Origin of the sequence: Flavobacterium melibiosi, from assembly GCF_048158545.1 — a bacterium.
Lineage (GTDB): Bacteria > Bacteroidota > Bacteroidia > Flavobacteriales > Flavobacteriaceae > Flavobacterium > Flavobacterium melibiosi.
Window position 1 is genome coordinate 79,134 of record NZ_JBLNKU010000002.1, and the last position, 22,005, is coordinate 101,138.

Annotated in this window: 19 protein-coding genes, 3 tRNA genes and 1 pseudogene; 11 read left to right on the top strand and 12 right to left on the bottom strand. The window is 33.8% G+C overall.

Annotated features, from left to right (window positions below; all coding sequences use genetic code 11):
- Positions 1–23: 23 nt before the first annotated feature.
- The 7 genes from ACM55F_RS02305 to ACM55F_RS02335 all read left to right on the top strand — a co-directional run bounded on the left by ACM55F_RS02305 (position 24) and on the right by ACM55F_RS02335 (position 6,364).
- Complete coding sequence (locus ACM55F_RS02305) at positions 24–662, top strand: DUF4159 domain-containing protein (protein WP_416852095.1); 639 nt, start codon at positions 24–26, stop codon at positions 660–662.
- Positions 663–889: 227 nt separating this feature from the next.
- Positions 890–1,168 (top strand): TrmH family RNA methyltransferase, encoded by a 279-nt coding sequence (locus tag ACM55F_RS02310; protein ID WP_416852415.1) that lies wholly within the window; start codon positions 890–892, stop codon positions 1,166–1,168.
- Between the two features lie 155 nt (positions 1,169–1,323).
- Positions 1,324–2,274, top strand: a complete 951-nt coding sequence (locus ACM55F_RS02315; RefSeq protein WP_416852096.1) for a zinc metalloprotease — start codon at positions 1,324–1,326, stop codon at positions 2,272–2,274.
- A gap of 217 nt (positions 2,275–2,491) precedes the next feature.
- Positions 2,492–3,442 carry a zinc metalloprotease gene (locus tag ACM55F_RS02320; RefSeq protein ID WP_416852097.1) on the top strand — a complete coding sequence of 317 codons (951 nt, stop codon included), beginning with the start codon at positions 2,492–2,494 and terminating at the stop codon, positions 3,440–3,442.
- A gap of 74 nt (positions 3,443–3,516) precedes the next feature.
- Entirely contained in the window at positions 3,517–4,608 is a 1,092-nt protein-coding gene (locus tag ACM55F_RS02325) for an AI-2E family transporter (protein WP_416852098.1), read from the top strand.
- A gap of 2 nt (positions 4,609–4,610) precedes the next feature.
- Positions 4,611–5,792 carry a class I SAM-dependent methyltransferase gene (locus ACM55F_RS02330; RefSeq protein WP_416852099.1) on the top strand — a complete coding sequence of 394 codons (1,182 nt, stop codon included), beginning with the start codon at positions 4,611–4,613 and terminating at the stop codon, positions 5,790–5,792.
- A 2-nt stretch (positions 5,793–5,794) separates the two neighbouring features.
- Positions 5,795–6,364, top strand: coding sequence for a hypothetical protein (locus ACM55F_RS02335; RefSeq protein ID WP_416852100.1), 570 nt, complete (start codon positions 5,795–5,797; stop codon positions 6,362–6,364).
- Here the strand turns inward: ACM55F_RS02335 and ACM55F_RS02340 are convergent.
- The 7 genes and pseudogenes from ACM55F_RS02340 to ACM55F_RS02370 form a co-directional block, all read right to left on the bottom strand.
- Positions 6,361–7,020, bottom strand: coding sequence for a M15 family metallopeptidase (locus ACM55F_RS02340; protein WP_416852101.1), 660 nt, complete (start codon positions 7,018–7,020; stop codon positions 6,361–6,363). The genes ACM55F_RS02335 and ACM55F_RS02340 overlap by 4 nt on opposite strands.
- A 305-nt stretch (positions 7,021–7,325) precedes the next feature.
- Positions 7,326–8,165, bottom strand: coding sequence for an MBL fold metallo-hydrolase (locus ACM55F_RS02345; RefSeq protein ID WP_416852102.1), 840 nt, complete (start codon positions 8,163–8,165; stop codon positions 7,326–7,328).
- Positions 8,166–8,371: 206 nt separating this feature from the next.
- Entirely contained in the window at positions 8,372–9,508 is a 1,137-nt protein-coding gene (locus ACM55F_RS02350) for an LLM class flavin-dependent oxidoreductase (protein WP_416852103.1), read from the bottom strand.
- A gap of 241 nt (positions 9,509–9,749) precedes the next feature.
- Positions 9,750–10,622, bottom strand: a complete 873-nt coding sequence (locus ACM55F_RS02355; protein WP_416852104.1) for an AraC family transcriptional regulator — start codon at positions 10,620–10,622, stop codon at positions 9,750–9,752.
- A 243-nt stretch (positions 10,623–10,865) separates the two neighbouring features.
- A pseudogene (locus tag ACM55F_RS02360) lies at positions 10,866–10,987 on the bottom strand (rod shape-determining protein); the annotation flags it as partial.
- A gap of 108 nt (positions 10,988–11,095) precedes the next feature.
- Entirely contained in the window at positions 11,096–11,485 is a 390-nt protein-coding gene (locus ACM55F_RS02365; RefSeq protein WP_416852105.1) for a nuclear transport factor 2 family protein, read from the bottom strand.
- Positions 11,486–11,581: 96 nt separating this feature from the next.
- Positions 11,582–11,959 (bottom strand): nuclear transport factor 2 family protein, encoded by a 378-nt coding sequence (locus ACM55F_RS02370; RefSeq protein ID WP_416852106.1) that lies wholly within the window; start codon positions 11,957–11,959, stop codon positions 11,582–11,584.
- Between the two features lie 113 nt (positions 11,960–12,072).
- Between ACM55F_RS02370 and ACM55F_RS02375 the strand changes: the two genes are divergently transcribed.
- Positions 12,073–12,405 (top strand): winged helix-turn-helix transcriptional regulator, encoded by a 333-nt coding sequence (locus ACM55F_RS02375; RefSeq protein ID WP_416852107.1) that lies wholly within the window; start codon positions 12,073–12,075, stop codon positions 12,403–12,405.
- A 254-nt stretch (positions 12,406–12,659) separates the two neighbouring features.
- Here ACM55F_RS02375 and ACM55F_RS02380 read toward each other — a convergent pair.
- From ACM55F_RS02380 to ACM55F_RS02390, 3 genes are all read right to left on the bottom strand, one after another.
- Positions 12,660–12,733: transfer RNA gene (locus tag ACM55F_RS02380), tRNA-Arg, on the bottom strand.
- A 22-nt stretch (positions 12,734–12,755) separates the two neighbouring features.
- A tRNA-Pro gene (locus tag ACM55F_RS02385) sits at positions 12,756–12,830 on the bottom strand.
- Positions 12,831–12,848: 18 nt separating this feature from the next.
- A tRNA-Ser gene (locus ACM55F_RS02390) sits at positions 12,849–12,932 on the bottom strand.
- Positions 12,933–13,161: 229 nt separating this feature from the next.
- Here ACM55F_RS02390 and ACM55F_RS02395 point away from each other — a divergent pair.
- Together ACM55F_RS02395 and ACM55F_RS02400 are read left to right on the top strand one after the other, a co-directional pair.
- On the top strand, positions 13,162–14,340 hold the full coding sequence (locus tag ACM55F_RS02395; RefSeq protein ID WP_416852108.1) for an acetyl-CoA C-acyltransferase: 1,179 nt from the start codon (positions 13,162–13,164) through the stop codon (positions 14,338–14,340).
- 71 nt (positions 14,341–14,411) lie between these two features.
- Positions 14,412–15,173 carry a C40 family peptidase gene (locus ACM55F_RS02400; RefSeq protein ID WP_416852109.1) on the top strand — a complete coding sequence of 254 codons (762 nt, stop codon included), beginning with the start codon at positions 14,412–14,414 and terminating at the stop codon, positions 15,171–15,173.
- A 56-nt stretch (positions 15,174–15,229) separates the two neighbouring features.
- On the opposite strand, the gene ACM55F_RS02405 is transcribed toward ACM55F_RS02400, so the two are convergent.
- The gene (locus ACM55F_RS02405; protein ID WP_416852110.1) at positions 15,230–16,498 is read right to left on the bottom strand and encodes a tetratricopeptide repeat protein; all 1,269 of its coding nucleotides are present in this window, start codon (positions 16,496–16,498) and stop codon (positions 15,230–15,232) included.
- Between the two features lie 49 nt (positions 16,499–16,547).
- On the bottom strand, positions 16,548–19,172 hold the full coding sequence (gene gyrA, locus ACM55F_RS02410) for a DNA gyrase subunit A (RefSeq protein WP_416852111.1): 2,625 nt from the start codon (positions 19,170–19,172) through the stop codon (positions 16,548–16,550).
- Between the two features lie 256 nt (positions 19,173–19,428).
- Here gyrA and ACM55F_RS02415 point away from each other — a divergent pair, with 256 nt between their 5' ends.
- Positions 19,429–21,975, top strand: coding sequence for an ATP-dependent Clp protease ATP-binding subunit (locus tag ACM55F_RS02415; protein ID WP_416852112.1), 2,547 nt, complete (start codon positions 19,429–19,431; stop codon positions 21,973–21,975).
- Positions 21,976–22,005: the final 30 nt, after the last annotated feature.

A 22,005-nucleotide genomic window follows, 5' to 3' on the forward strand; every position in this document is an offset into this window, starting at 1 on the left:
TTAATGATTCTGAATTTATAGTTATGAAAAAAATATATTATTTATTGCTATTAATTTCTGTTGCTTCATTTTCACAGGAAATTGCATTATTAAAGTATAGCGGTGGCGGTGATTGGTATGCCAATCCTACTTCGTTACCTAATTTAATCAAATACTGTAACGCAAATATAAATACCAAAATAAAGCTCAAGCCTGGAACTGTCGAGCCAGGAAGTCCCGATTTACTTTCCTATCCACTGGTTCATATGACTGGTCATGGGAATGTTGTTTTTAGCGATACTGACGTGATTAATCTCAAGAATTATTTGTTGGCTGGTGGTTTTTTGCATATTGATGATAATTATGGGATGAATCAATACATCAGAAAAGAAATAAAGAAAATATTTCCAAATAATGATTTGATAGAAATCCCCGCCAATCATGTTGTTTTTCAAAAACCATATCTTTTCCCTAATGGATTACCAAAAATACACGAACATGACGGCAAACGCCCACAAGCTTTTGGAATATTTATCCAAAACAAATTAGTGCTTCTTTACACTTTCGAATGTGATTTAGGTGATGGATGGGAAGACCCTGAAGTTAATAATGATCCAATTGATGTTCGAGAAAAAGCTCTAAAAATGGGTGCTAATATCATTAATTATATCTTTAATAATTAATCTGAATCCGTGCAATTAGAACATAAAGAGATCCCTTTTGAGAGAAAGACATTTCCCATTACATTAGTATGTGATAATATTTACTTCAAACAGAATATCGGTTCACTCTTTATAATAAAAGAAGCATTTGGTATTAAAGAAATCATCTTCTCGAAAAAATTCCTCTCAATCCAAGAAAAACAAATAAAAATTCCCGAAGTACTCCTCTTCATGTACCCTATTCCGTAATTGATGAAACCAATAATTTAAATGATTATTTACTTGAAAGTAATTATGAAATCATCCCATTGGAAATTACCAATACAAGTAAACCGCTCAAAGAAATAGATTTTCTATCTTCAAAAAAAGTAGCTTTAGTAATAGGCAGCGAAATAAACGGCATTTGTAATGAAATTTTCACAATCTCAAATCAGACGGTCCATATTAACATGTTTGAAGAAAACAGTAGTATGAATGTCGTGCAAGCTGCAAGTATTGCTTTGTATGAACTCACAAATAGAAAGTAATCTTCAAAAAAAATCTTATAAAAATTCAAGCACTACAACGATATAGTTGGTTGTTAAATTTTTTTTCAAAAAATTTTTTTTATTGAATAAATTGTTATAAAATTGCAAGATTATTAACCCAAATCATTATTTTATAACAAAAACCAATTATTATTATGAAAAAAATTCTTTTAACTGCAACAGCATTTTTGATGCTATTCTCATGCCAAAATGACCAATCGGAATCAACAGATTCTGCAACCAATGCAATTGCACAACGTGGATGTGCATCTCAAGAAGTACTTGAAGCGCAATTAAAAGCTGATCCTACATTAGCGTTAAGAATGAACCAAATTGAAGCTTTTACAGAAAAAGCAATGTTAACTGGTCGTTTAGTAAACGGTAAAATCGAAATTCCAGTTGTAGTAAATGTATTGTACAAAACTGCTGCAGAAAATATATCTAACGCTCAAATACAATCTCAAATTGATGTATTAAATCAAGATTTCAATGCTACTAATTCAGATTTTAGTACTACTCCTGCTTTATTCTCTGGAGTTGCTGCAAATGTGGGTATCACGTTTGTTTTAGAAACAGTTAACAGAAAATCTACTACTAAAACATCTTGGGGTACCAGAGATGCGATGAAAAAAACAAAACAAGGAGGTTTAGATCCTACTTCGCCAACTACAAAATTGAACATGTGGGCTTGTACTATAGGTGGAGGAATTTTAGGTTACGCACAATTTCCTGGAGGAAGTACTGCTACTGATGGAGTTGTAATTGATTCAAAATATTTTGGATTATCAGGTTCAGGAGCCTATCCTTACAATTTAGGAAGAACTGCAACTCACGAAGTGGGTCACTGGATGAACTTACGTCATATCTGGGGTGATGCAACTTGTGGAAGTGATTTAGTTACTGACACACCCACGCACAACACAGCTAACTACGGTGTTCCAGCTTATCCGCATTATAGCACTTGTACTGGAACTCCAGTAGAAATGACTATGAACTACATGGACTACACAGATGATAGAGGAATGTATATGTTCTCTGAAGGTCAAAAAACCAGAATGGGTGCTATTTTCGTTTCAGGCGGAGCAAGAGCAGGTTTCGGAATATAATTTTTTTTTAGTTTTTAGAATTCAAAACTCGCTACTTGTTAGCGGGTTTTTTTTTGAATAGTTTAAATTAATTTAACTTTTACAAAAACTCATCCCAGCGTTTTACTATTGTAGTATTGAATATTATACTAAACCATTAATATATCACAAATATTAATCGTAAATTGCTTGTTATTTACTTAACAAACAGCTGTTTAAATTCTTAAAAATTACTATTATGAAAAAAAATATTTTAATTGCAGCAGTATTTTTAATGCTTTTTTCATGTCAAAATGACCAGACCGAGTCAACAAGTCCAGCTAAAGATGGGATTACCCTACGTTCTTGTGCTTCTCAAGAAGTACTTGAAGCGCAATTGAAAGCTGACCCTACATTAGCTTTAAGGAGGAACCAAATTGAAGCCTTCACACAAAAAGCAATGCTAACTGGTCGTTTTGTAAACGGTAAAATTGTAATTCCGGTTGTAGTGAATGTATTATACAAAACTACAGCTGAAGATATTTCTGAGGCTCAAATACAAACTCAAATTGATGTTTTAAATCAAGATTTTAACGCCACAAACTCCGATTTCAATACCATACCTACTTTGTTCTCAGGAGTTGCTGCAGATGTTGGAATTACATTTATATTAGAAGACATAATTAGAAAAAAGACATCTAAAACATCTTGGGGAACCCGAGACGCCATGAAAAAAACAAAACAAGGCGGTATAAGTCCAACTTCACCAAGTACAACGTTAAATATTTGGGCTTGTACTATAGGCGGTGGAATTTTGGGTTATGCACAATTTCCTGGCGGACCATTAGCAACTGACGGAATAGTTGTAGATTCTAAATATTTTGGTTTGTCAAGTTCGGCAAGCTATCCATACAATTTAGGAAGAACTGCAACTCATGAAGTAGGTCACTGGATGAATTTACGTCATATTTGGGGTGATGCTATTTGTGGTAGTGATTTGGTTTCTGACACACCAACACACAACACTGCCAATTATGGTGTTCCTGTTTATCCGCATTACAGCACTTGCACTGGAACTCCTGTTGAAATGACTATGAACTACATGGATTACACAGATGATAGAGGAATGTATATGTTTACTAACGGTCAAAAATCAAGAATTAATGCTATTTTCATGACAGGCGGAGCAAGAGCCGGTTTTGGAATATAATTTTTTAGATTTTCGAATTGAAAACTCGCTACTTATTAGCGAGTTTTTTTATCTTTATAACCTAAAATAAAGACATGATTACATCAAAAACCATTTCTAATGGTATTCTTCGAGCACTATTAACAATCGTTGTTAGCGGTTTAATTCTGTTCTTTTTTTATCAAATTCAATCCGTACTGATTTATCTTATTGTATCTTTTATACTTACATTGATTGGAAATCCTATTTTGGATTTTTTCAAAAAGCGATTAAAATTCAATCACATTTTTGCAACAATAACAACTCTGTTTATTTTCATATTAATCATATTTGGTTTCATAATGATGTTTATTCCTTTAATTTTATCCCAAGGACAAAACTTATCGCTTCTTAACACATCGGCAATCGAAAATAATATAGTCCAATTGATAAATCAAATTTCTGTATTCTTAGAAAGCCATCATATTGATTCCGCACAAGTACTAAAAGAGGCCAACATTACTTCGAAAATAAATTTCAATATCATCCCTAATTTTTTAAATGCAATCCTTGGCACACTCAGTAGTTTTGGAATAGGATTAGGTGCAGTACTATTTATTACTTTTTTCTTTCTAAAAGATCGATTAAAATTTATACTAGGAGCAAAAAAATTAATTCCGGACAGTCATGAAGACCAAATTTTGAACTCTTTAGAAAAAATAAACTACTTATTGTCTCGTTATTTCATTGGATTATTACTTCAACTATTTATAGTATTCTTGTTATATCTGATTGTTTTAGTGATTTTTGGAGTTCCAAATGCGCTTGTCATTGCCTTTTTATGTGCGGTCTTAAATATTATTCCCTATATTGGTCCGCTAATCGCATCCATTCTAGCTGCAATTTTAACAATGCTGAGCAATCTAGGAAACGATTTTCAATCTGAAATTTTACCTACTACAATTTATGTATTAATCGGTTTTTGGATTGTTCAAGTGATTGATAATAATTTATCACAACCAATTATTTTTTCCAAAAGTGTAAGCTCACATCCTTTAGAAATATTTCTGGTCATCTTGATTGCAGGTTTCCTTTTTGGGATATTAGGAATGATTGTGGCAGTTCCTTTATATACTATAATTAAAGTAATGGGCAAAGAATTCTTCCCAGAGAACAAAATTATTATACTATTAACTAAAGATATTTAATTTTGGATTTAATGATTCTAGATCCCGAAATTCAACAATTTATCAATGCTAATATTGGTAAAAGCATCTCTAAATTAGCACTCCAAAAAAATCCGTTTCAAGATGTAGACTGGATTTCTATTTTGAACCAAATTGAAGCAAAGACAAAAGCAAAAGACAAATTGCCTAATTGGTTTACAGCTAAAAATATCATTTACCCAAGTAAAATCTCAATAGAACAAACTTCATCCGAAAAAACGGCTTCCTATAAAGCCTCAATTGTTTCAGGCGAATGTCTAATTGATTTAACAGGAGGTTTTGGAGTGGACGATTATTATTTTGCAAAAAAAATAAAAAATGTTGTCCATTGCGAAATCAATCCAGAATTATCAAACATTGTAAAGCACAATTTTGAACAATTGAATGTTCCAAATATTATTTGCCATGCCGGAGATAGTTTAGTAACCTTAATTTCTTTAAATAAAAAATGGGACTGGATTTATATTGATCCTTCCAGAAGAAATGATATGAAAGGAAAGGTATTTATGCTCAAAGATTGTTTGCCTAATGTTCCTGAAAATCTAGATTTATACTTTGAAAATTCGAATGCTGTTCTAATAAAAACAGCTCCTCTACTCGATATTTCGGCTGGATTATTGGAATTACAAAATGTTAAAACGATTCATATCGTAGCTCTAGAAAATGAAGTAAAAGAACTATTATGGGAATTACATAAAGGCTATTCTGGAAATATAACTATAAAAACAGTAAATCTTTTAAAAGACAAGAACGAAACATTCGACTTCGTTTTGGACGACCAGACTAAATTGCCGGTTTTTGGTTTCCCTCAAAAATATTTGTACGAGCCCAATAGCGCCATAATGAAATCAGGTGGATTTGATGAAGTGAGCTCATTTTATAACCTAAACAAACTACACAAACATTCCCATTTATATACTTCCGAAAATTTAATTCCCTTTCCTGGACGCGTTTTTGAAATTAAAAATGCAATTCCTTACAGTAAAACGGAAATGAAAACATATTTAGAAAATACTCAAGCCAATATTACTACCCGAAATTTTCCTGATAGTGTGGATAGTATTCGAAAAAAATGGAAAATAAAAGACGGCGGAAATGTATATTGTTTTTTTACAACTGATGAAAATAATCACAAAATAGTTTTAATTTGCACCAAAATAAAATAAAAATGAAATCTATAATTACCAGTCTACTATTCTTATTCAGCCTTAGCTTATTTGCTCAAAAAACATGTGACTATAGCGTAAACGTTACTGATTCTATAGGAACATACAAAGCAACAAAGGAATACATGATTAGCGAGAAAAATTTTGCTGGGAATTCCAGTTATATTTTCTATTCCTTAGCATTAACAGATGGTTTGCCAACATTGAATGTACAATTGATTCAAAAAAGCAAAGGATTTATGAAAGCGAATTGCTTTGATAAAAATTCAAAATTATTTTTACAGTTAAACAATGGAAAAATAATAACATTGCTTCACATAAATCAGGAGAATTGCGGCACTATGATTCGGGACGATAAAGGTTTTGATAACAGGCTAATATCCGGTTCCTTTATGTTTATGAAAGATAGTTTTGAAGATTTAAAAAATTCTCCTGTATCCATGATGAGAATTAAATATTTAACGGATACTGAAGATTATGTTCTTAAAAAAGAATTTAAATCGGAGTTAAACAATGAGATCTATCAACCTGAAACGTATTTCATTAACAACCTGCATTGCGTAGAAAACTAATCGCAATCCCATTTTGTATTAGAAATTTTATCATTCAAACCCGATTTTAAATTGTAATGCCACCATTCCGAATCAAAAGAATTAAAACCCTTTTGGATCATTATTTTTTTAAGTAATTTCCTGTTTCGTTTGATTTTTTCAGATACGTTTAGATAATTATGACTGGCTTCGATTCCAAAATAATCGAAATAAGTTCCCATATCCAGTTCTTTTCCATTATTATCGACTAAAGTAATATCTACCGCCCCTCCTCTATTATGAATGGAACCTTTAGCGGGATTCGCTACATATTCTGGGTTAGAAACAATTTTCCACATTTTTTTCTGAATATCTAAAGGACGGTAGCAATCAAAAATTTTGATTCTGTATCCTTTTTCAATGAATTTTTTATTAGCTTCGACAAGTCCCTTTACGGTTTTTAAACGTAAAAAACATTCCGCGCAATCATAGACTTTTGCTTTTAGAAAATTATCAGGAGTTGCATACTTCATATCATACACAAAATCTTGGCTGTACTCTTTTAAATTTACAAATGTAGTATCACTAATAATTGGACCATTTTTATCTTCAGTAACAGTAATAGCCGATTGCGATTTACAGGAAACAATCCAAAAAAGAGAACAAAAGATTAACAATGATTTGAAGTGGCAAGTCATAAATACTATTTTTTATAAAAATAAGATAAATTAAGGATTTAGAATAGATATAAAAACAAAAAAACCAATACTAATAAAAGTATCGGTTTAAGTGAACTTTACGGCACAAAATTCGAACCTTCTATTAGAAGATTTGAAACTCTTAGCCGACTCTTTTGAGGATTTTTTATGATATAAAGATACCGAAACAAAGCATTCTAGTATAATAATAAAAATTACATGTAGAGATTTTTTTCTTCGCAAAAATTCAACCTATATTTGAGAAAAAAAACATTTGGCGGTAATATAGATAAAAGAGGAGAAATTTAATGTAAAAGTGTGATTACTTCTCCATCCTCTGGAATTAACAATTTGTCTATACCGATCTTCACTTCGGCAGCTTTCTTTTTCAAAGAAGCTCTTGTTGTGAAGCAATGATCCAAAGCATCCATATGGACTGCAATCACTTTTGCTTTTCCACTCTCCCCTATCAAAGTCATTGTTTGCGCTTCTTCCATCAGAATCGACGTATTTTCATAGCCTTTAATAACTGCTCCCCCTGAATTAACCACAATATAGTCAGGCTTAAACTTTTTGATAGTCTTTTTAACATCCTCTGTCCAGATAGCGTCTCCAACTATATATACGGTCGGGTGGTTTTTTGCCTGTAATACAAATCCAGAGGTCTCGCCCATCTTCTTTAAAACCTCTCCTGTTCCATGTTGTCCTTCAATTCTACTGATAGTTATACCGTTCCATACCTTCTGATCTTCTAAAACAGTAGCATTGACAAAACCTTCTTTTTTAAAGAAATCTTTATCTGCAGGCTGCATTATCAATTCTATGGATTTATCAAGAGTTTTGCTTGCAGGTTGGTCAAAATGGTCTTCATGTGTATGCGTCACAATGACTAGATCAACACCTTTAACAATTTCTTCTTTAGGCATTTTTAATTCAACCGTAGGATTTTTTTGAATTCCAGCCCAAGAATCAATCGCTCCTTTTGGTGATAACATTGGATCAAGCAAGATCTTTTTTCCTCCATACTCTATAAGCAATGTTGCATTTCTAACTAACTGGATAGTTAGTTTTTTGTTTGAATTGATTTGTCCGAACGATAAGGCAGTTGACAACATAAGCGCCACTACCAAAATTACTTTTTTCATAAATTTTCTGTTTATTTTATTAATCTCCTATTCTTCTTCATTAAGAATCTTGGAACAATAAGAACGCTGCAAAGGTCTGAACAACGAATTGTTTTTAAGGTATCAAAAACGTACTTTTTGATACCATTCTGATAAACTAGGTCTAATCTCGACTCTTTAATATCTTTCCTTTTTTCTAGATTGAACTAATGAATTATATCAATAGATTAAATTTCGTTCAACTTCATATTAGGCATGTTGTAAGCATCTGCTATCAATTTTGCCGAATGCAATATGCCTTCGGGAGAATGCCCCAAGTTGGCAATCATCAGTTCACCTGCATCTGAAACTTTCTGAAATTCATTCAACCTGCTTACAACTTGATCTGCAGTTCCATATATCATTTTTTCATGCCAGCTTTCCAATACAAACTTTTCCGAGTGATCGTAACTATAGTCCTTCAATTCTTCCGGAGATGGAATAACATAAGTTTGTCCTTTCATCATCCGAAGCATACTGTGTGCAATGGCATGCGTTTGGATTTTTGCCTCCTCTGCAGTATCTGCTGCAAATACAGAGAAGCATGCTATAGTATGTGGTTTATCAAGAACCTTTGACGGTTTGAAATTCTTTTTATACAAATCAAATGCCAATAGCATATTCTCTGGAGCCAACTGTGCGGCAAAGGCAAAAGGCAATCCCAATTTTCCTGCCAATTGTGCAGAATATCCTGAAGAACCTAGTAACCATACCGATGGGCTGTCAAAAGATCGGGCGATACCGTTTTCACGATCTTGTCCTGGCCCTGGAACGGCGAATACCCTATTCTTAAAAGGATGTCCATCAGGAAAATCATCTTCAAGAAAATGCAATAGTTCTGTCAGCAAATCTGGAAAATCCTCAGCTCCTAAATTGTTACCACGAAGTGCTGATGCCGTAAGTCCATTGGTTCCAGGAGCACGTCCTATTCCTAAATCTATACGTCCTAAAGCCATTGCTTGAAGCATACCGAACTGTTCGGCAACTACCAAGGGTGGAAAGTTAGGTAACATCATACCGCCAGATCCCAATCGTATATTTTTTGTTTCGCCAATAAGTCTAGAAAGTAACATAGCGGGTGACGAAGTAGAAACAGCAGGCATACCATGGTGTTCGGCTACCCAATAACGAGCAAATCCACGTTGGTCAGCAAATTTTGCCAAGGCAATACTGTTAGCAACAGCTGCTGCAGCAGAATACCCTTTTCCGGTTGTAGCAACATCCAGAATAGACAAAGGTACCGGAGCATTTCCTTGTTTTATAAGTGATTGAAAAGAAGCTTGTTTATTATTTGAGTTATCTGTATTTATAACTTTATTTTTCATAACCTATTGATTTTAAATTATTTTACAAAATTACTTCGGTAATACAGAAAATAAGATACCAAAAAATAGTTATAAAGTACCTTTTTGATAATCGAGACCAAACCTACTAGCTAAAGAATTAGCTTTTCTCTCTGAAAAAAGTTAAAGAAAATCTTAGATTTAAATATAGTTGCAGATCAAATGATGAAGTAAACTAGCTGTAAAATTTCTTATCACATTCTGACTAAAACTTGTATAAATGCTAAGAAAATATACCCTTTTGATAATCTGAAATAAACTTGCTGCTGGTTATTCCTGTCTGGGTTTTAAAAAAACGCATCATGTGTCCGGGTTCCGAAAAATGAAGATCATAGGCTATCTCAGCAATAGTCTTTCCGGAATGTATCAGGTCATTTTTTATTTCAAATAATAGTCGTTGTTTTAATAGTTCGGTAGCGGTAATATTAAACTGTTTTTTCACACAAGTATTAATTGTAATTCTACTCACATTTAACAAATCAGCGTAATAGTCTATTCGTTGCTTATCCCTGATATGCATTTCCAATAATTGTTTGAACTGGTAAGCATAGTTATTCTCAGCCCTTTCAATTGGAAGATGGTTTTTCTCGGCATAAACTCTGTTTAACTTCAAAAGGAGGTAGTACGTTAGGGAGCGTATCATATGAATACTATCCTTTCTACTATCTACAAGTTCAGATTTGATTTCCATAAGCTGGTCAAGTGCTTTTTGAAGTTCGTCTTTTTCAACAGTAATGTTTAAGGGGTAATTCAATTGATAGAAATAAAGAAGCCGATAGGTAAAGAATTTATCTGAGAAAAAATCGTTTAGAAAATTTTCCTGAAAAACCAAAACAGTAAAGTCCAGCCCCTCTTTATCCAATATCCATTGTCTTTTTTGAAAAGGTGAAATAAAAATAATTGTATTGTCACAAATATTGATTTTCTGCTGATTTAAAATCAAAGATCCCTTTGCGTTTTTAAAAAGCAAAATTTCAAAAAAATCAGTGTTATAACTATCACGCTCCAAGTATCTTTCACTTAGCGCATCTCCGTGCAATACATTGAGAAGCATTTCAACACCACATTCACTTTTATGAAATTTGACTGTTTTCATTTTATTTATTTTATATCTAAATCATTAAATCGTTTCTGTAATTTCCTCTATCTGGATGTCTCCAAATATTATAATTAAAGTAAATTTACAATTTGATTTGTAACTGACTTATAAAAACAAAAATGAGCAGTAATAAATTACAGCCCATTTTATAAAAAAGTAATTTATTGTATATGCTCCGTTACGAAATCAAGTATTCGTCGGTTGATACAATCTTGGCGTAAAAGAATTCCAATGCAGCTAAAAACCAACCCTGACCTCCTTAGGCTTCCCGGTAAGCAGATCCCTTCCACGAACCGTTATATCATCAAGAGCATCCTCAAGTTCTTCCGTGCAGCGCCAACATTAATTTTTATTCTCTCAGCATATCTAGTTGTGAAACTATGGTAAGTAAAAAGAGAATCCTTAGGGACGCTCTCAAATTTTTAGACGGAAAAACTAATAAATGTTTCCGATATAATTATAGCTTATAATTATTTTCCCCAGAACTCGTCTTCAATATCTTGGTCTTCTGAAAATAACCAAACCTGTAAAATTTTGCTGTCTATCACTTCGAACAAATCATTACCATTCATTTCTATAGTTTTGTCACCACTTTTTGCACTAAATCTTACAGGGCTAGAAACAAATCTTCCATTAGCCATTAGTGGACTTGTTGGCTTGACAACTAATGACCCTTGTGTTGCACCCATCATATCTGACAACATTTTGCCAATAGCTTCAAGACCACTTTGTGTTCCTGAAAACTTGTTATTTCCCGGTTGATGCCATTTTGCGTTTGTGCTGAAATACGAAAATGCTGTTGGAATGTCTCCTTTTCCGAGTGCTATTGAATAAGCCTCTACTACTTCTTTTACTGTCATTTTTTTTACTGTTTGTTTATTTATTAAGAACCATTTGTTTTTTATGCATAAGGAATTATACTGCTTCAATACTAAATTTTAACTTTCAAGTTTTATTTAGAACATCAAATTATTATTTGCACGATTCTCCGGCATCTGCATCATAGCATCCCAGTGCTCGACTAACCTGCTATTCTCTACACGATAAATATCTATAAATCTCCATTCCTTTCCTGCCATTTCATAACGTGAATGAAGGATAACTACATCAGCATCCACAATAACATGCTTAAACTCAATTTTTTGCTTCTCTACTCCTTGTGAGACAAGCCTTTGTATAAGTGCTTTTACTCCCTCGGGGCCATCAGCTAACGTTGGATTGTGTTGTACGAAATCTTTACTTATATAATCATCTACGGCAGTAATATCTAAATCGCCAAAAATTCTTTGATAAGCTATGGTTACTATTTGCTTGTTTTTTTCTTCTTGTGCCATAATACTAACTTATTTAATTATTTGTTGTACAAAGTAACGACATTACTTACTTTTGCACAAGTACCTACAAATAAGTATGGTACTTACATAATAGTTAGAATAATTGATTATCAATGAAAAACAATCAAAAAAAAAATTTTACCTCTGACGAAAATTGTCCAGTTAGAAAATCTTTAGGGCTACTTAGTGGCAAATGGAGGTTGTTAATTTTGTTTCAAATAAACAACAGAATAATTCGATATGGAGAATTAAAAAGAGCCATTCCAGGTATTAGCGAAAAAATGTTAATTCAGGAATTAAATTTTTTGGTTGAAAACAAATTAGTTTCAAAAAAAGCATATCCGGAAATTCCACCAAGAGTGGAATATAGCTTAACAAAACTTGGATTGAAGACATTACCAATTGCTGATACATTAGCATCATTTGGATTAGAAAATTTGACATAAAAATGCCTAGCGCTAGCAAAGTTTGCAAAATGCTCTGTACTATACCAAGTATGCCCCTTCAACTTATAGTGGAAAATAAAATGGGAGGTGGAATTTCTAAGTAGGATACTTGTTTGAAATTATTTTGATGGAGGGAGTATTCTAAAAAAAAGACTACTATTTAACACCTTAAATATTATGCAAATGATATTTTATAAAAAAAAACAAATGGCATAAAACAAAAATAACTCACTGATTATCAGTGAGTTATTTAGTGAAGGCAGAAGGATTCGAACCTTCGACCGCCTGCTTAGAAGGCAGGTGCTCTATCCAGCTGAGCTATGCCTCCATTGCTCATGTAAAAAATCTAGTCGGGGTGGCAGGATTCGAACCTGCGGCCTCCTGCTCCCAAAGCAGGCGCGATAACCGAGCTACGCTACACCCCGAAGTGCAAAATTATTAAGCGGAGGGACAGGGACTCGAACCCTGGCACCGATTGCTCGATGACAGTTTAGCAAACTGCTCCATTACCACTCTGGCACCCCTCCAAGCTCAAAGAAACGTGTCCTGTTTTGCGGTTGCAAATTTAAGACATCTTTAGACTTCTCACAACTATTTAGGTGCTTTTTTTTAATATTTTTTATCGTTTTTACAAAAACACTTCACAATCAAACATATAGAATGAAAATAAATTTAAAAAAAGATAATGCCATAATCTAAATTTGAAATTGTTTAAAAAAGATTAAATTTGCTTCATAAACCAACATTTTATAAGTTATGAACAAAAGAGTTGTTATCGTTTCTGCCGTTAGGACACCTATCGGAAGTTTTATGGGGGGATTATCTACAGTTACTGCTCCAAGATTAGGTGCAGTTGCTATAAAAGGTGCTTTGGACAAAATAAAATTAGATCCAAATTTAGTTGATGAAGTATTTATGGGCAATGTAGTTCAGGCTGGTGTAGGACAAGCTCCTGCTCGTCAGGCAGCGCTATTTGCTGGCTTACCAAATACCGTTGCTTGCACCACAATAAATAAAGTTTGTGCTTCTGGAATGAAAGCTGTTATGTTGGGTGCGCAAGCAATTCAATGCGGTGATGCCGAAATTGTAGTTGCTGGTGGAATGGAAAACATGAGTTTAATTCCACATTATATGCATTTGAGAAACGGAACTAAATTTGGTCCCGCAACCATGATTGACGGAATGCAGAAAGATGGACTGACTGACGCATACGATAACAGCGCTATGGGAGTCTGTGCTGACTTATGTGCTTCAGAATATGGTTTTACTCGTGAAGATCAAGATAACTTCGCAATTCAATCGTATGAACGTAGCGCAAAAGCATGGGATTCTGGAAAATTTGACAATGAAGTTGTTCCCGTTCCCGTTCCACAAAGAAAAGGAGATCCTATTATAGTTTCTAAAGACGAAGAATACACTAATGTAAAATTAGATAAAATACCATCATTAAACCCTGTTTTCACCAAAGACGGAACCGTAACCGCAGCCAATGCATCAACTATAAATGATGGCGCAGCAGCAGTAATATTAATGAGTGAAGAAAAAGCAATCGCTTTAGGCTTAAAACCGCTAGCCTACATTAATGGGTATGCCGATGCAGCACAAGAACCAAAATGGTTCACAACTACACCATCTAAAGCAATTCCTAAAGCTTTAGAAAAAGCAGGAATAGCAATTGACGATGTTGATTATTTTGAATTCAATGAAGCTTTTGCCGTTGTAGGTTTAGCTAATTCTAAAATTCTTGGACTAGATGACAGCAAAGTAAATATAAACGGTGGCGCTGTATCTCTAGGACATCCATTAGGTTGTTCCGGAGTAAGAATCATTGTTACATTAATAAATGTTTTAGAACAAAATAACGGTAAAATTGGCGCTGCTGCAATTTGTAATGGTGGTGGTGGCGCTTCGGCAATTGTTATCGAAAGAGCCTAAATAATTATAAGTTATGGATTATGAGTTTCAAAACTTATAATCCATAATTCTTAACTCATAAACTAACCTGAATGTTCGGAATTTGTAATCTAGCCATAATCCCACTTCGCTTTGAACCCAGTGACAGAAGCGAAATCGTTTCTCAAGTTTTATTTGGTGAACATTTTGAAATTTTAGAACAATTAAAACAATGGTCTCGAATCAGAATGCAATATGATGATTATGAAGGCTGGGTAGATTCTAAACAATACCAACTGATTTCCGAATCCAGTTTTAACCAACTGTCTGAAGACGCAATCATTTTGAATGCTGATTTAATAGAATACATTACAGCGCCAAACAATCTATTAATCCCAATTCCATTAGGCTCATCGATTTCTTTTTTAAACTATAATGAAATCAACACTTCAAATTTTGATTTTGAGGGAACTAAAATCAGTGGCATCAAACCCAAAGAAGGTTTGATTAATACTTCTTTTTTATATCAGAATGCTCCTTACCTTTGGGGTGGAAAAACACCTTTTGGTATTGATTGTTCTGGTTTTACACAAATGGTTTATAAACTCAACGGATATAAATTATTACGCGATGCCTCACAACAAGCAACCCAAGGAGAGCCTTTGAGTTTTATCGAAGAAAGTGAACCTGGTGATTTAGCCTTTTTTGATAATGAAGAAGGTAACATTATACATGTAGGAATTATTATGGAAGACAACTACATTATCCACGCCAGCGGAAAAGTACGAATTGATAGATTAGATCATCTAGGAATTTATAATGCCGAAATAAACAAACACACTCACAAACTTCGAGTGATTAAAAAAATTATATAAAAAAAACCTATCTCGAATTAATTCTTGATAGGTTTTTTTATATTCTAAAATGAGTATTACATTTTTGCTTTCAATGCTTTTTTCTTTTCAGTCATTTCTAATGCTCCATAAACATTTAACAAAGTAGCTTTAACTTCATTATTTGATGGATCTAACTCACTAGCTTTTTCTAAATACGGTAAAGCATCCATAAATACAGCTTCTCTTTGTTTTTTAAGAACCAAATAACGCTTATTATCTTTCTCTGAATTTCCTAATTTACTTATTTCTTCAAAAAGTTTTTTGTCAGCATCCAGTTTTAAAATTGCTAAATTAAGGTAGGCATTTACATAATCTGGTTTTATTTCAATGGCTCTCTTATAATATTTCTCAGCTTCAACGGTGTTATTAGCTGTTGTACTTATCACTCCTAAATTAAAAATTAAATCCGCATCGTTAGGATTTTTTTCTAATACTTCAGAGATTAATTTTTTATAAGTAACATAATCTTTAGTTTCTAAATACAAATTAGCTTCTGTCAGAATCAATGAAGTGTCATCAGGGTTTGCAACCCTAGCCTCAGCTATAGCTTTTTTAGCTTCTTCAGTTTTTCCATTTTGAACTAAAATTAAAGCCATATTTTTATATATTTCTCCTCTTTTGGAAGGAATAGCTTCAGTTCTTGGTTTTTCATGAGTTCCCAGTTTCACCATTCTGTCTCTTTCTTGAGCTGTAGCATAAACATCCTCTTCACCAGACAATTTATTCACTGCAAAATAACTCGTTCCTTTTCCAGAATAATTTAAGTTTTTCAACTCATCGTATAACTTAAGCGCAGTATCATATTCTTTAGCATTCACATAAGTAGAAGCTGCATAATACAAATTAATAGTGTCTTTTTTATCTAACGAATAAGCATCATATAATTTCTTAGCGCTATCTAAATGCTTGTCAATTTTAGAATCTGCAATCGCACTGTTGATTAATTTAAATTTTATTTGGGTAATTGAAGTAGCAGCCTGGGTAGAATATTTAACTTTTCCAGATGCTTTTTCAACAGCAATTAAATCTTGGTATGCTTTTGCAGCAAGTGAAAGATTTTCACTAGTTCCAATATTTTTATTCGCTAAGTCTAACAGAGCATTTCCTTTTACAAAGAAAAATTGTGCTTTTTCAGCATCTGTGGCATTTGCAATTAAAGATTCAGCACCTTGCAAAATTGTTGCAGCTTCTTGAGAATTTCCGCCTTTCATTGCCTTTTCGGCAGCTTTAATTTGATCTTTTTGAGCAAAAGTAGCTACTGATATCAATAATGCTGATGCAAGTATTACATATTTACTTTTCATAATATTCTTGGTTTTTGTTTAATAATTATTCTTTTTTACATTTTTATTTTTAAGCTTCATCATCAGAATCTTCGTCTTCGGAATCATCTTCAGAATCTTCGTCCTCTTCAGACTCATCCTCATCATCGTCTTCTTCTGTCCCTTCGTCTTCAAGTACTTCTAAAACTGGCTTAACTCTTTCAATAGCCTCTGTTTCAATAATATTACCTTCTTCATCAACAACAACTTCAGCCACATCGTCTTTCATAACTTTCGTAACTGCTGCAATAGAATCGTTTCCTTTAATATTAATCAACTTCACTCCTTGCGTAGCACGCCCCATAACCCTTAAATCTTCGACAGCCATTCTGATAGTCAATCCAGATTTGTTGATAATCATTAAATCATCAGCATCAGTAACAGCATTTATCGAAATCAGTTTACCTGTTTTCTCGGTAATATTTAAGGTTTTAACACCTTTACCACCACGGTTTGTAATTCTGTATTCGTCAAGACTAGAACGTTTTCCGTATCCGTTTTCAGCAACAACTAAAATTTCGCTGCTCATATCATTTACAGTAACCATGCCAATAACTTCATCAGTATCATCTTTAAGCGTAATTCCACGAACTCCAGAAGCTGTTCTTCCCATTGGACGGGTTTTAGTTTCTTCAAAACGAACTAATTTACCAGATTTTACAGCCAAAATAATTTGACTTTCTCCATTGGTTAATTTTGCTTCTAATAATTCATCGCCTTCCTTGATAGTAATTGCAGCAACACCATTAACTCTGGGTTTAGAATATTTCTCTAAAGATGTTTTCTTAACCTGACCTTTTTTAGTCACCATAATAAGGTTATGGCTGTTGATATACTCTTTATCTTTTAAATCTTGGGTACAGATAAATGCTTTTACTTTATCGTCGCTTTCAATATTTACCAAGTTTTGGATTGCTCTACCTTTAGCAGTTTTACTTCCTTCTGGTATTTCATAAACACGCATCCAGAAACATTTTCCTTTTTGGGTAAAGAACATCATATATTGGTGATTCGTTGCCACAAACATGTGTTCTAAGAAATCTTGATCTCTTGTTCCGGCACTTTTTTGACCAACTCCTCCTCTATTCTGAGTTTTGTATTCCGTAAGATTAGTACGTTTAATATAACCTGCATGAGAAATCGTAATTACCACATTTTCATCGGCAATTAAATCTTCGATACTCACATCTCCTCCTGAATATTCGATTACAGAACGACGTTCATCTCCATATTTATCACGAATTTCAGTTAGCTCTTCTTTAATCAAGGCTATTCTCAAGTTTACATCCGCTAATAAAGCTTTTAAATGCTCGATTAACTTCATGATTTCATCGTATTCTGTTCTTAACTTATCTTGTTCCAGACCTGTTAATTGTCGCAAACGCATTTCTACAATGGCACGAGATTGAATATCTGATAAATTGAACCTTTCGATTAATTTCTCTCTTGCTTCTTCGGTACTTTTTGAAGCTTTGATTAAAGCAATCACTTCATCAATATTATCCGAAGCGATAATCAAACCCTCTAATATATGCGCTCTTGCTTCCGCTTTTTTCAATTCAAATTGCGTTCTACGAGTCACCACATCATGACGGTGTTCAATAAAATAATGAATCAAATCTTTCAGATTCAACATTTGCGGACGCCCTTTTACAATTGCAATATTGTTTACACTAAAAGAAGATTGTAATTGCGTAAACTTATAAAGTGTATTCAAAACCACGTTTGGTGTCGCATCACGTTTTAAAATATAAACGATACGCATCCCGTTTCTATCCGATTCATCTCGGATATTTGCAATTCCATCAATTTTTTTGTCATTAACCAAATCAGCCGTACGCTTGATCATATCGGCTTTATTGACTTGATAAGGAATTTCGGTAACGATAATACATTCTCTTCCGTCTACTTCTTCAAAACCTACTTTAGCACGCATTACAATACGCCCTCTACCCGTTTTGAATGCTTCACGAACACCTTCATACCCATATATTATTCCACCAGTAGGAAAATCTGGGGCTTTGATATGTGTCATCAACTCGTCAATCTCAATATCATTATTATCCATATAAGCCAATGTACCATTGATCACCTCCGTTAAGTTGTGAGGCGGCATATTGGTAGCCATACCTACTGCGATTCCTGTTGCCCCATTTATTAATAAGGTAGGAACACGAGTTGGCATAACTGTTGGCTCTTGTAGTGTATCATCAAAATTTAATTTAAAATCAACCGTTTCTTTATCGATATCCGCCAAGATTTCTTCCGAAATCCTACGCATTCTAGCCTCTGTATAACGCATAGCTGCAGGGCTATCGCCATCAACAGAACCAAAGTTACCCTGACCGTCAATCAATAAATAACGCATACTCCATTCTTGTGCCATACGAACCATGGCATCATAAACAGAGGTATCACCGTGTGGGTGATACTTTCCAAGAACCTCCCCGACAATTCTTGCAGACTTTTTATGGGCAGATCTGGAGTTAACCCCTAAATCATGCATTCCAAATAATACTCTTCGATGTACTGGTTTCAAGCCATCTCTAACATCTGGAAGCGCTCTGGATACAATTACAGACATCGAATAATCGATGTAAGCAGTTTTCATTTCATCTTCAATGTTAATAGGAATTAACTTTTCTCCTTCAGACATAAGTTGTTATATTAAAAAATTATATTAGTTTCAAAACGTGCCAATATACGCCTTTTTGAAATTCTTGAACCTATTTTAACCTGCTTATTTCAATGATTTATTAACAAATTTCGCTTTGGTTTTGGTTGATAAAATAAGTGGCTTTTTGCCTGTATTCCCCATATTTTTTTGTCTATTAGCTGACAGTACTTGTTAAGGGAATGATTTTTGTTTTTCAATTACTAATTCACTAAATTTACGATATCAAATATATATTATGGATGATAATTTTTCACCAAGAGTAAAAGATGTTATTACCTATAGCAAAGAAGAAGCTTTGCGATTGGGTCATGACTTTATAGGAACTGAACACTTGATGCTGGGTATTTTAAGAGATGGAAATGGAAAAGCAATTCAAATACTGAATAACCTATCTGTCGACTTAGACCACTTACGACGGAAAGTAGAAATCCTAAGCCCCGCAAGTCCAAGCGTAGACGTTAATGTTGAAAAGAAAAACTTACACTTGACACGCCAGGCAGAACGAGCGTTGAAAACCACTTTTCTTGAAGCAAAAGTATTTCATAGTTCGTCCATCAGTACAGCACATTTATTGTTATGTATTTTAAGAAATGAAAACGATCCAACAACCAAGCTACTAAATAAACTTAAAATTGATTACGATGTAGCTAAAGAACAATATTTAAATATGACTCCAAGCGAAGAAGAATTTTTAGAAAACTTGCCAAGAAACGAATCATACAATGACGATTCAGGACAAGATGACAGTCTTAAAGAAGGTACTTTTAACAATCCTGCCAACAAATCAAATAAGAAATCTAAAACTCCAGTTTTGGATAATTTTGGTAGAGATTTGACTGAAATGGCCGAAGAAGGAAAGTTAGATCCTGTTGTAGGACGTGAAAAAGAAATCGAACGTGTTTCTCAAATTTTGAGCCGTCGCAAAAAGAATAATCCACTACTTATAGGGGAACCTGGAGTGGGTAAATCAGCTATTGCCGAAGGATTAGCTTTGCGAATTATTCAAAAGAAAGTATCACGAATCCTTTTCAACAAACGCGTTGTAACATTAGATTTGGCGAGCCTTGTCGCTGGGACAAAATACCGTGGACAGTTTGAAGAGCGTATGAAAGCTGTTATGAACGAATTAGAAAAGAATGATGATATTATTCTTTTTATAGATGAAATTCATACCATTGTTGGTGCTGGTGGTGCAACAGGTTCATTAGATGCGTCTAACATGTTCAAACCTGCATTAGCAAGAGGCGAAATTCAATGTATTGGAGCAACAACTCTAGACGAATACCGTCAATATATTGAGAAAGATGGCGCATTAGAAAGACGTTTTCAAAAAATAATTGTGGAACCAACATCTGTTGCGGAAACTATTACTATTTTGAATAATATAAAAAATAAATATGAAGACCATCACAACGTTACTTATACACAAGAAGCAATTGAAGCTTGTGTGAAATTAACGGACAGATATATGTCGGAACGCTTCTTACCGGACAAAGCTATTGACGCCTTAGACGAAGCTGGTTCAAGAGTTCACATTACCAATATTGAAGTTCCAAAACAGATTTTAGACTTGGAACGTCAATTAGAAGATGTTCGTGAATTGAAAAATGTCGTTGTTAAAAAACAAAAATACGAAGAGGCCGCAAAGCTTCGTGATGACGAAAAAAAGATTGAAAAAGACTTGGCAATTGCTCAGGAACAATGGGAAGAAGACGCTAAAAACAATCGAATTGAAGTTACCGAAGATAATGTTGCCGATGTAGTTTCTATGATGACTGGAATTCCAGTAAATCGTATTGCACAAACTGAAAGCAATAAACTAGCTAAACTACCAGAACTAATTGAAGGAAAGGTTATTGGACAAAAAGAAGCTGTAATGAAAATTGCTCGTTCCATCCAAAGAAATCGTGCTGGATTGAAAGATCCAAATCGACCAATTGGTTCGTTTATCTTCTTAGGACAAACTGGTGTTGGTAAAACACAATTGGCAAAAGTATTGGCAAAAGAATTATTCGATTCAGAAGATGCACTCATTCGTATTGACATGAGTGAATACATGGAGAAATTTGCAATCTCTCGTTTGGTTGGTGCGCCTCCGGGATACGTAGGTTACGAAGAAGGCGGACAATTAACAGAAAAAGTAAGAAGAAAACCATATTGTGTTGTCTTATTAGATGAGATCGAAAAAGCGCATCCTGATGTTTTCAATATGTTATTACAAGTGCTGGACGATGGTTATTTAACGGATAGTTTAGGCCGAAAAATTGACTTCAAAAACACTATAATCATCATGACTTCCAATGTTGGAGCAAGACAATTAAAAGATTTTGGTCAAGGAGTTGGTTTTGGTACCGCCGCTAAAGTAGCTCAAGCCGATGATAATTCGAAAAGTATCATTGAAAACGCATTGAAAAAAACTTTTGCCCCTGAATTCCTAAATAGAATTGATGACGTAATTGTGTTCAATGCTTTAGAAAAACATGATATTGATTTGATTATCGAAATCGAATTGAAAAAATTATATGCTCGTGTTGCAGAATTAGGGTATCAATTAAATCTTTCTGATAAAGCCAAAGCTTTTATCGCTGATAAAGGATTTGATAGACAATTTGGCGCAAGACCATTGAAAAGAGCGATTCAGAAATATGTTGAAGATGCACTTGCTGAAGAAATTATTACTTCAAAAATTGCATCAGGAGACGAAATTTTCATGGATATTGAAGACGGAGCACAAGAATTGACCGTACAAGTTCATAAAGCTGGCGAACCAACGAATCCATAAATTCTTCTGGAATTGCACAAAATAAACCCG

Excerpts from the sequence above, each read along its gene's own strand:
- ACM55F_RS02305 (WP_416852095.1), top strand. The coding sequence starts at position 24 with ATGAAAAAAATATATTATTTATTGCTATTAATTTCTGTTGCTTCATTT.
- ACM55F_RS02315 (WP_416852096.1), top strand. The coding sequence starts at position 1,324 with ATGAAAAAAATTCTTTTAACTGCAACAGCATTTTTGATGCTATTCTCA.
- ACM55F_RS02320 (WP_416852097.1), top strand. The coding sequence starts at position 2,492 with ATGAAAAAAAATATTTTAATTGCAGCAGTATTTTTAATGCTTTTTTCA.
- ACM55F_RS02325 (WP_416852098.1), top strand. The coding sequence starts at position 3,517 with ATGATTACATCAAAAACCATTTCTAATGGTATTCTTCGAGCACTATTA.
- ACM55F_RS02335 (WP_416852100.1), top strand. The coding sequence starts at position 5,795 with ATGAAATCTATAATTACCAGTCTACTATTCTTATTCAGCCTTAGCTTA.
- ACM55F_RS02340 (WP_416852101.1), bottom strand. The coding sequence starts at position 7,020 with ATGACTTGCCACTTCAAATCATTGTTAATCTTTTGTTCTCTTTTTTGG.
- ACM55F_RS02345 (WP_416852102.1), bottom strand. The coding sequence starts at position 8,165 with ATGAAAAAAGTAATTTTGGTAGTGGCGCTTATGTTGTCAACTGCCTTA.
- ACM55F_RS02350 (WP_416852103.1), bottom strand. The coding sequence starts at position 9,508 with ATGAAAAATAAAGTTATAAATACAGATAACTCAAATAATAAACAAGCT.
- ACM55F_RS02355 (WP_416852104.1), bottom strand. The coding sequence starts at position 10,622 with ATGAAAACAGTCAAATTTCATAAAAGTGAATGTGGTGTTGAAATGCTT.
- ACM55F_RS02365 (WP_416852105.1), bottom strand. The coding sequence starts at position 11,485 with ATGACAGTAAAAGAAGTAGTAGAGGCTTATTCAATAGCACTCGGAAAA.
- ACM55F_RS02370 (WP_416852106.1), bottom strand. The coding sequence starts at position 11,959 with ATGGCACAAGAAGAAAAAAACAAGCAAATAGTAACCATAGCTTATCAA.
- ACM55F_RS02375 (WP_416852107.1), top strand. The coding sequence starts at position 12,073 with ATGAAAAACAATCAAAAAAAAAATTTTACCTCTGACGAAAATTGTCCA.
- ACM55F_RS02395 (WP_416852108.1), top strand. The coding sequence starts at position 13,162 with ATGAACAAAAGAGTTGTTATCGTTTCTGCCGTTAGGACACCTATCGGA.
- ACM55F_RS02400 (WP_416852109.1), top strand. The coding sequence starts at position 14,412 with ATGTTCGGAATTTGTAATCTAGCCATAATCCCACTTCGCTTTGAACCC.
- ACM55F_RS02405 (WP_416852110.1), bottom strand. The coding sequence starts at position 16,498 with ATGAAAAGTAAATATGTAATACTTGCATCAGCATTATTGATATCAGTA.
- gyrA (WP_416852111.1), bottom strand. The coding sequence starts at position 19,172 with ATGTCTGAAGGAGAAAAGTTAATTCCTATTAACATTGAAGATGAAATG.
- ACM55F_RS02415 (WP_416852112.1), top strand. The coding sequence starts at position 19,429 with ATGGATGATAATTTTTCACCAAGAGTAAAAGATGTTATTACCTATAGC.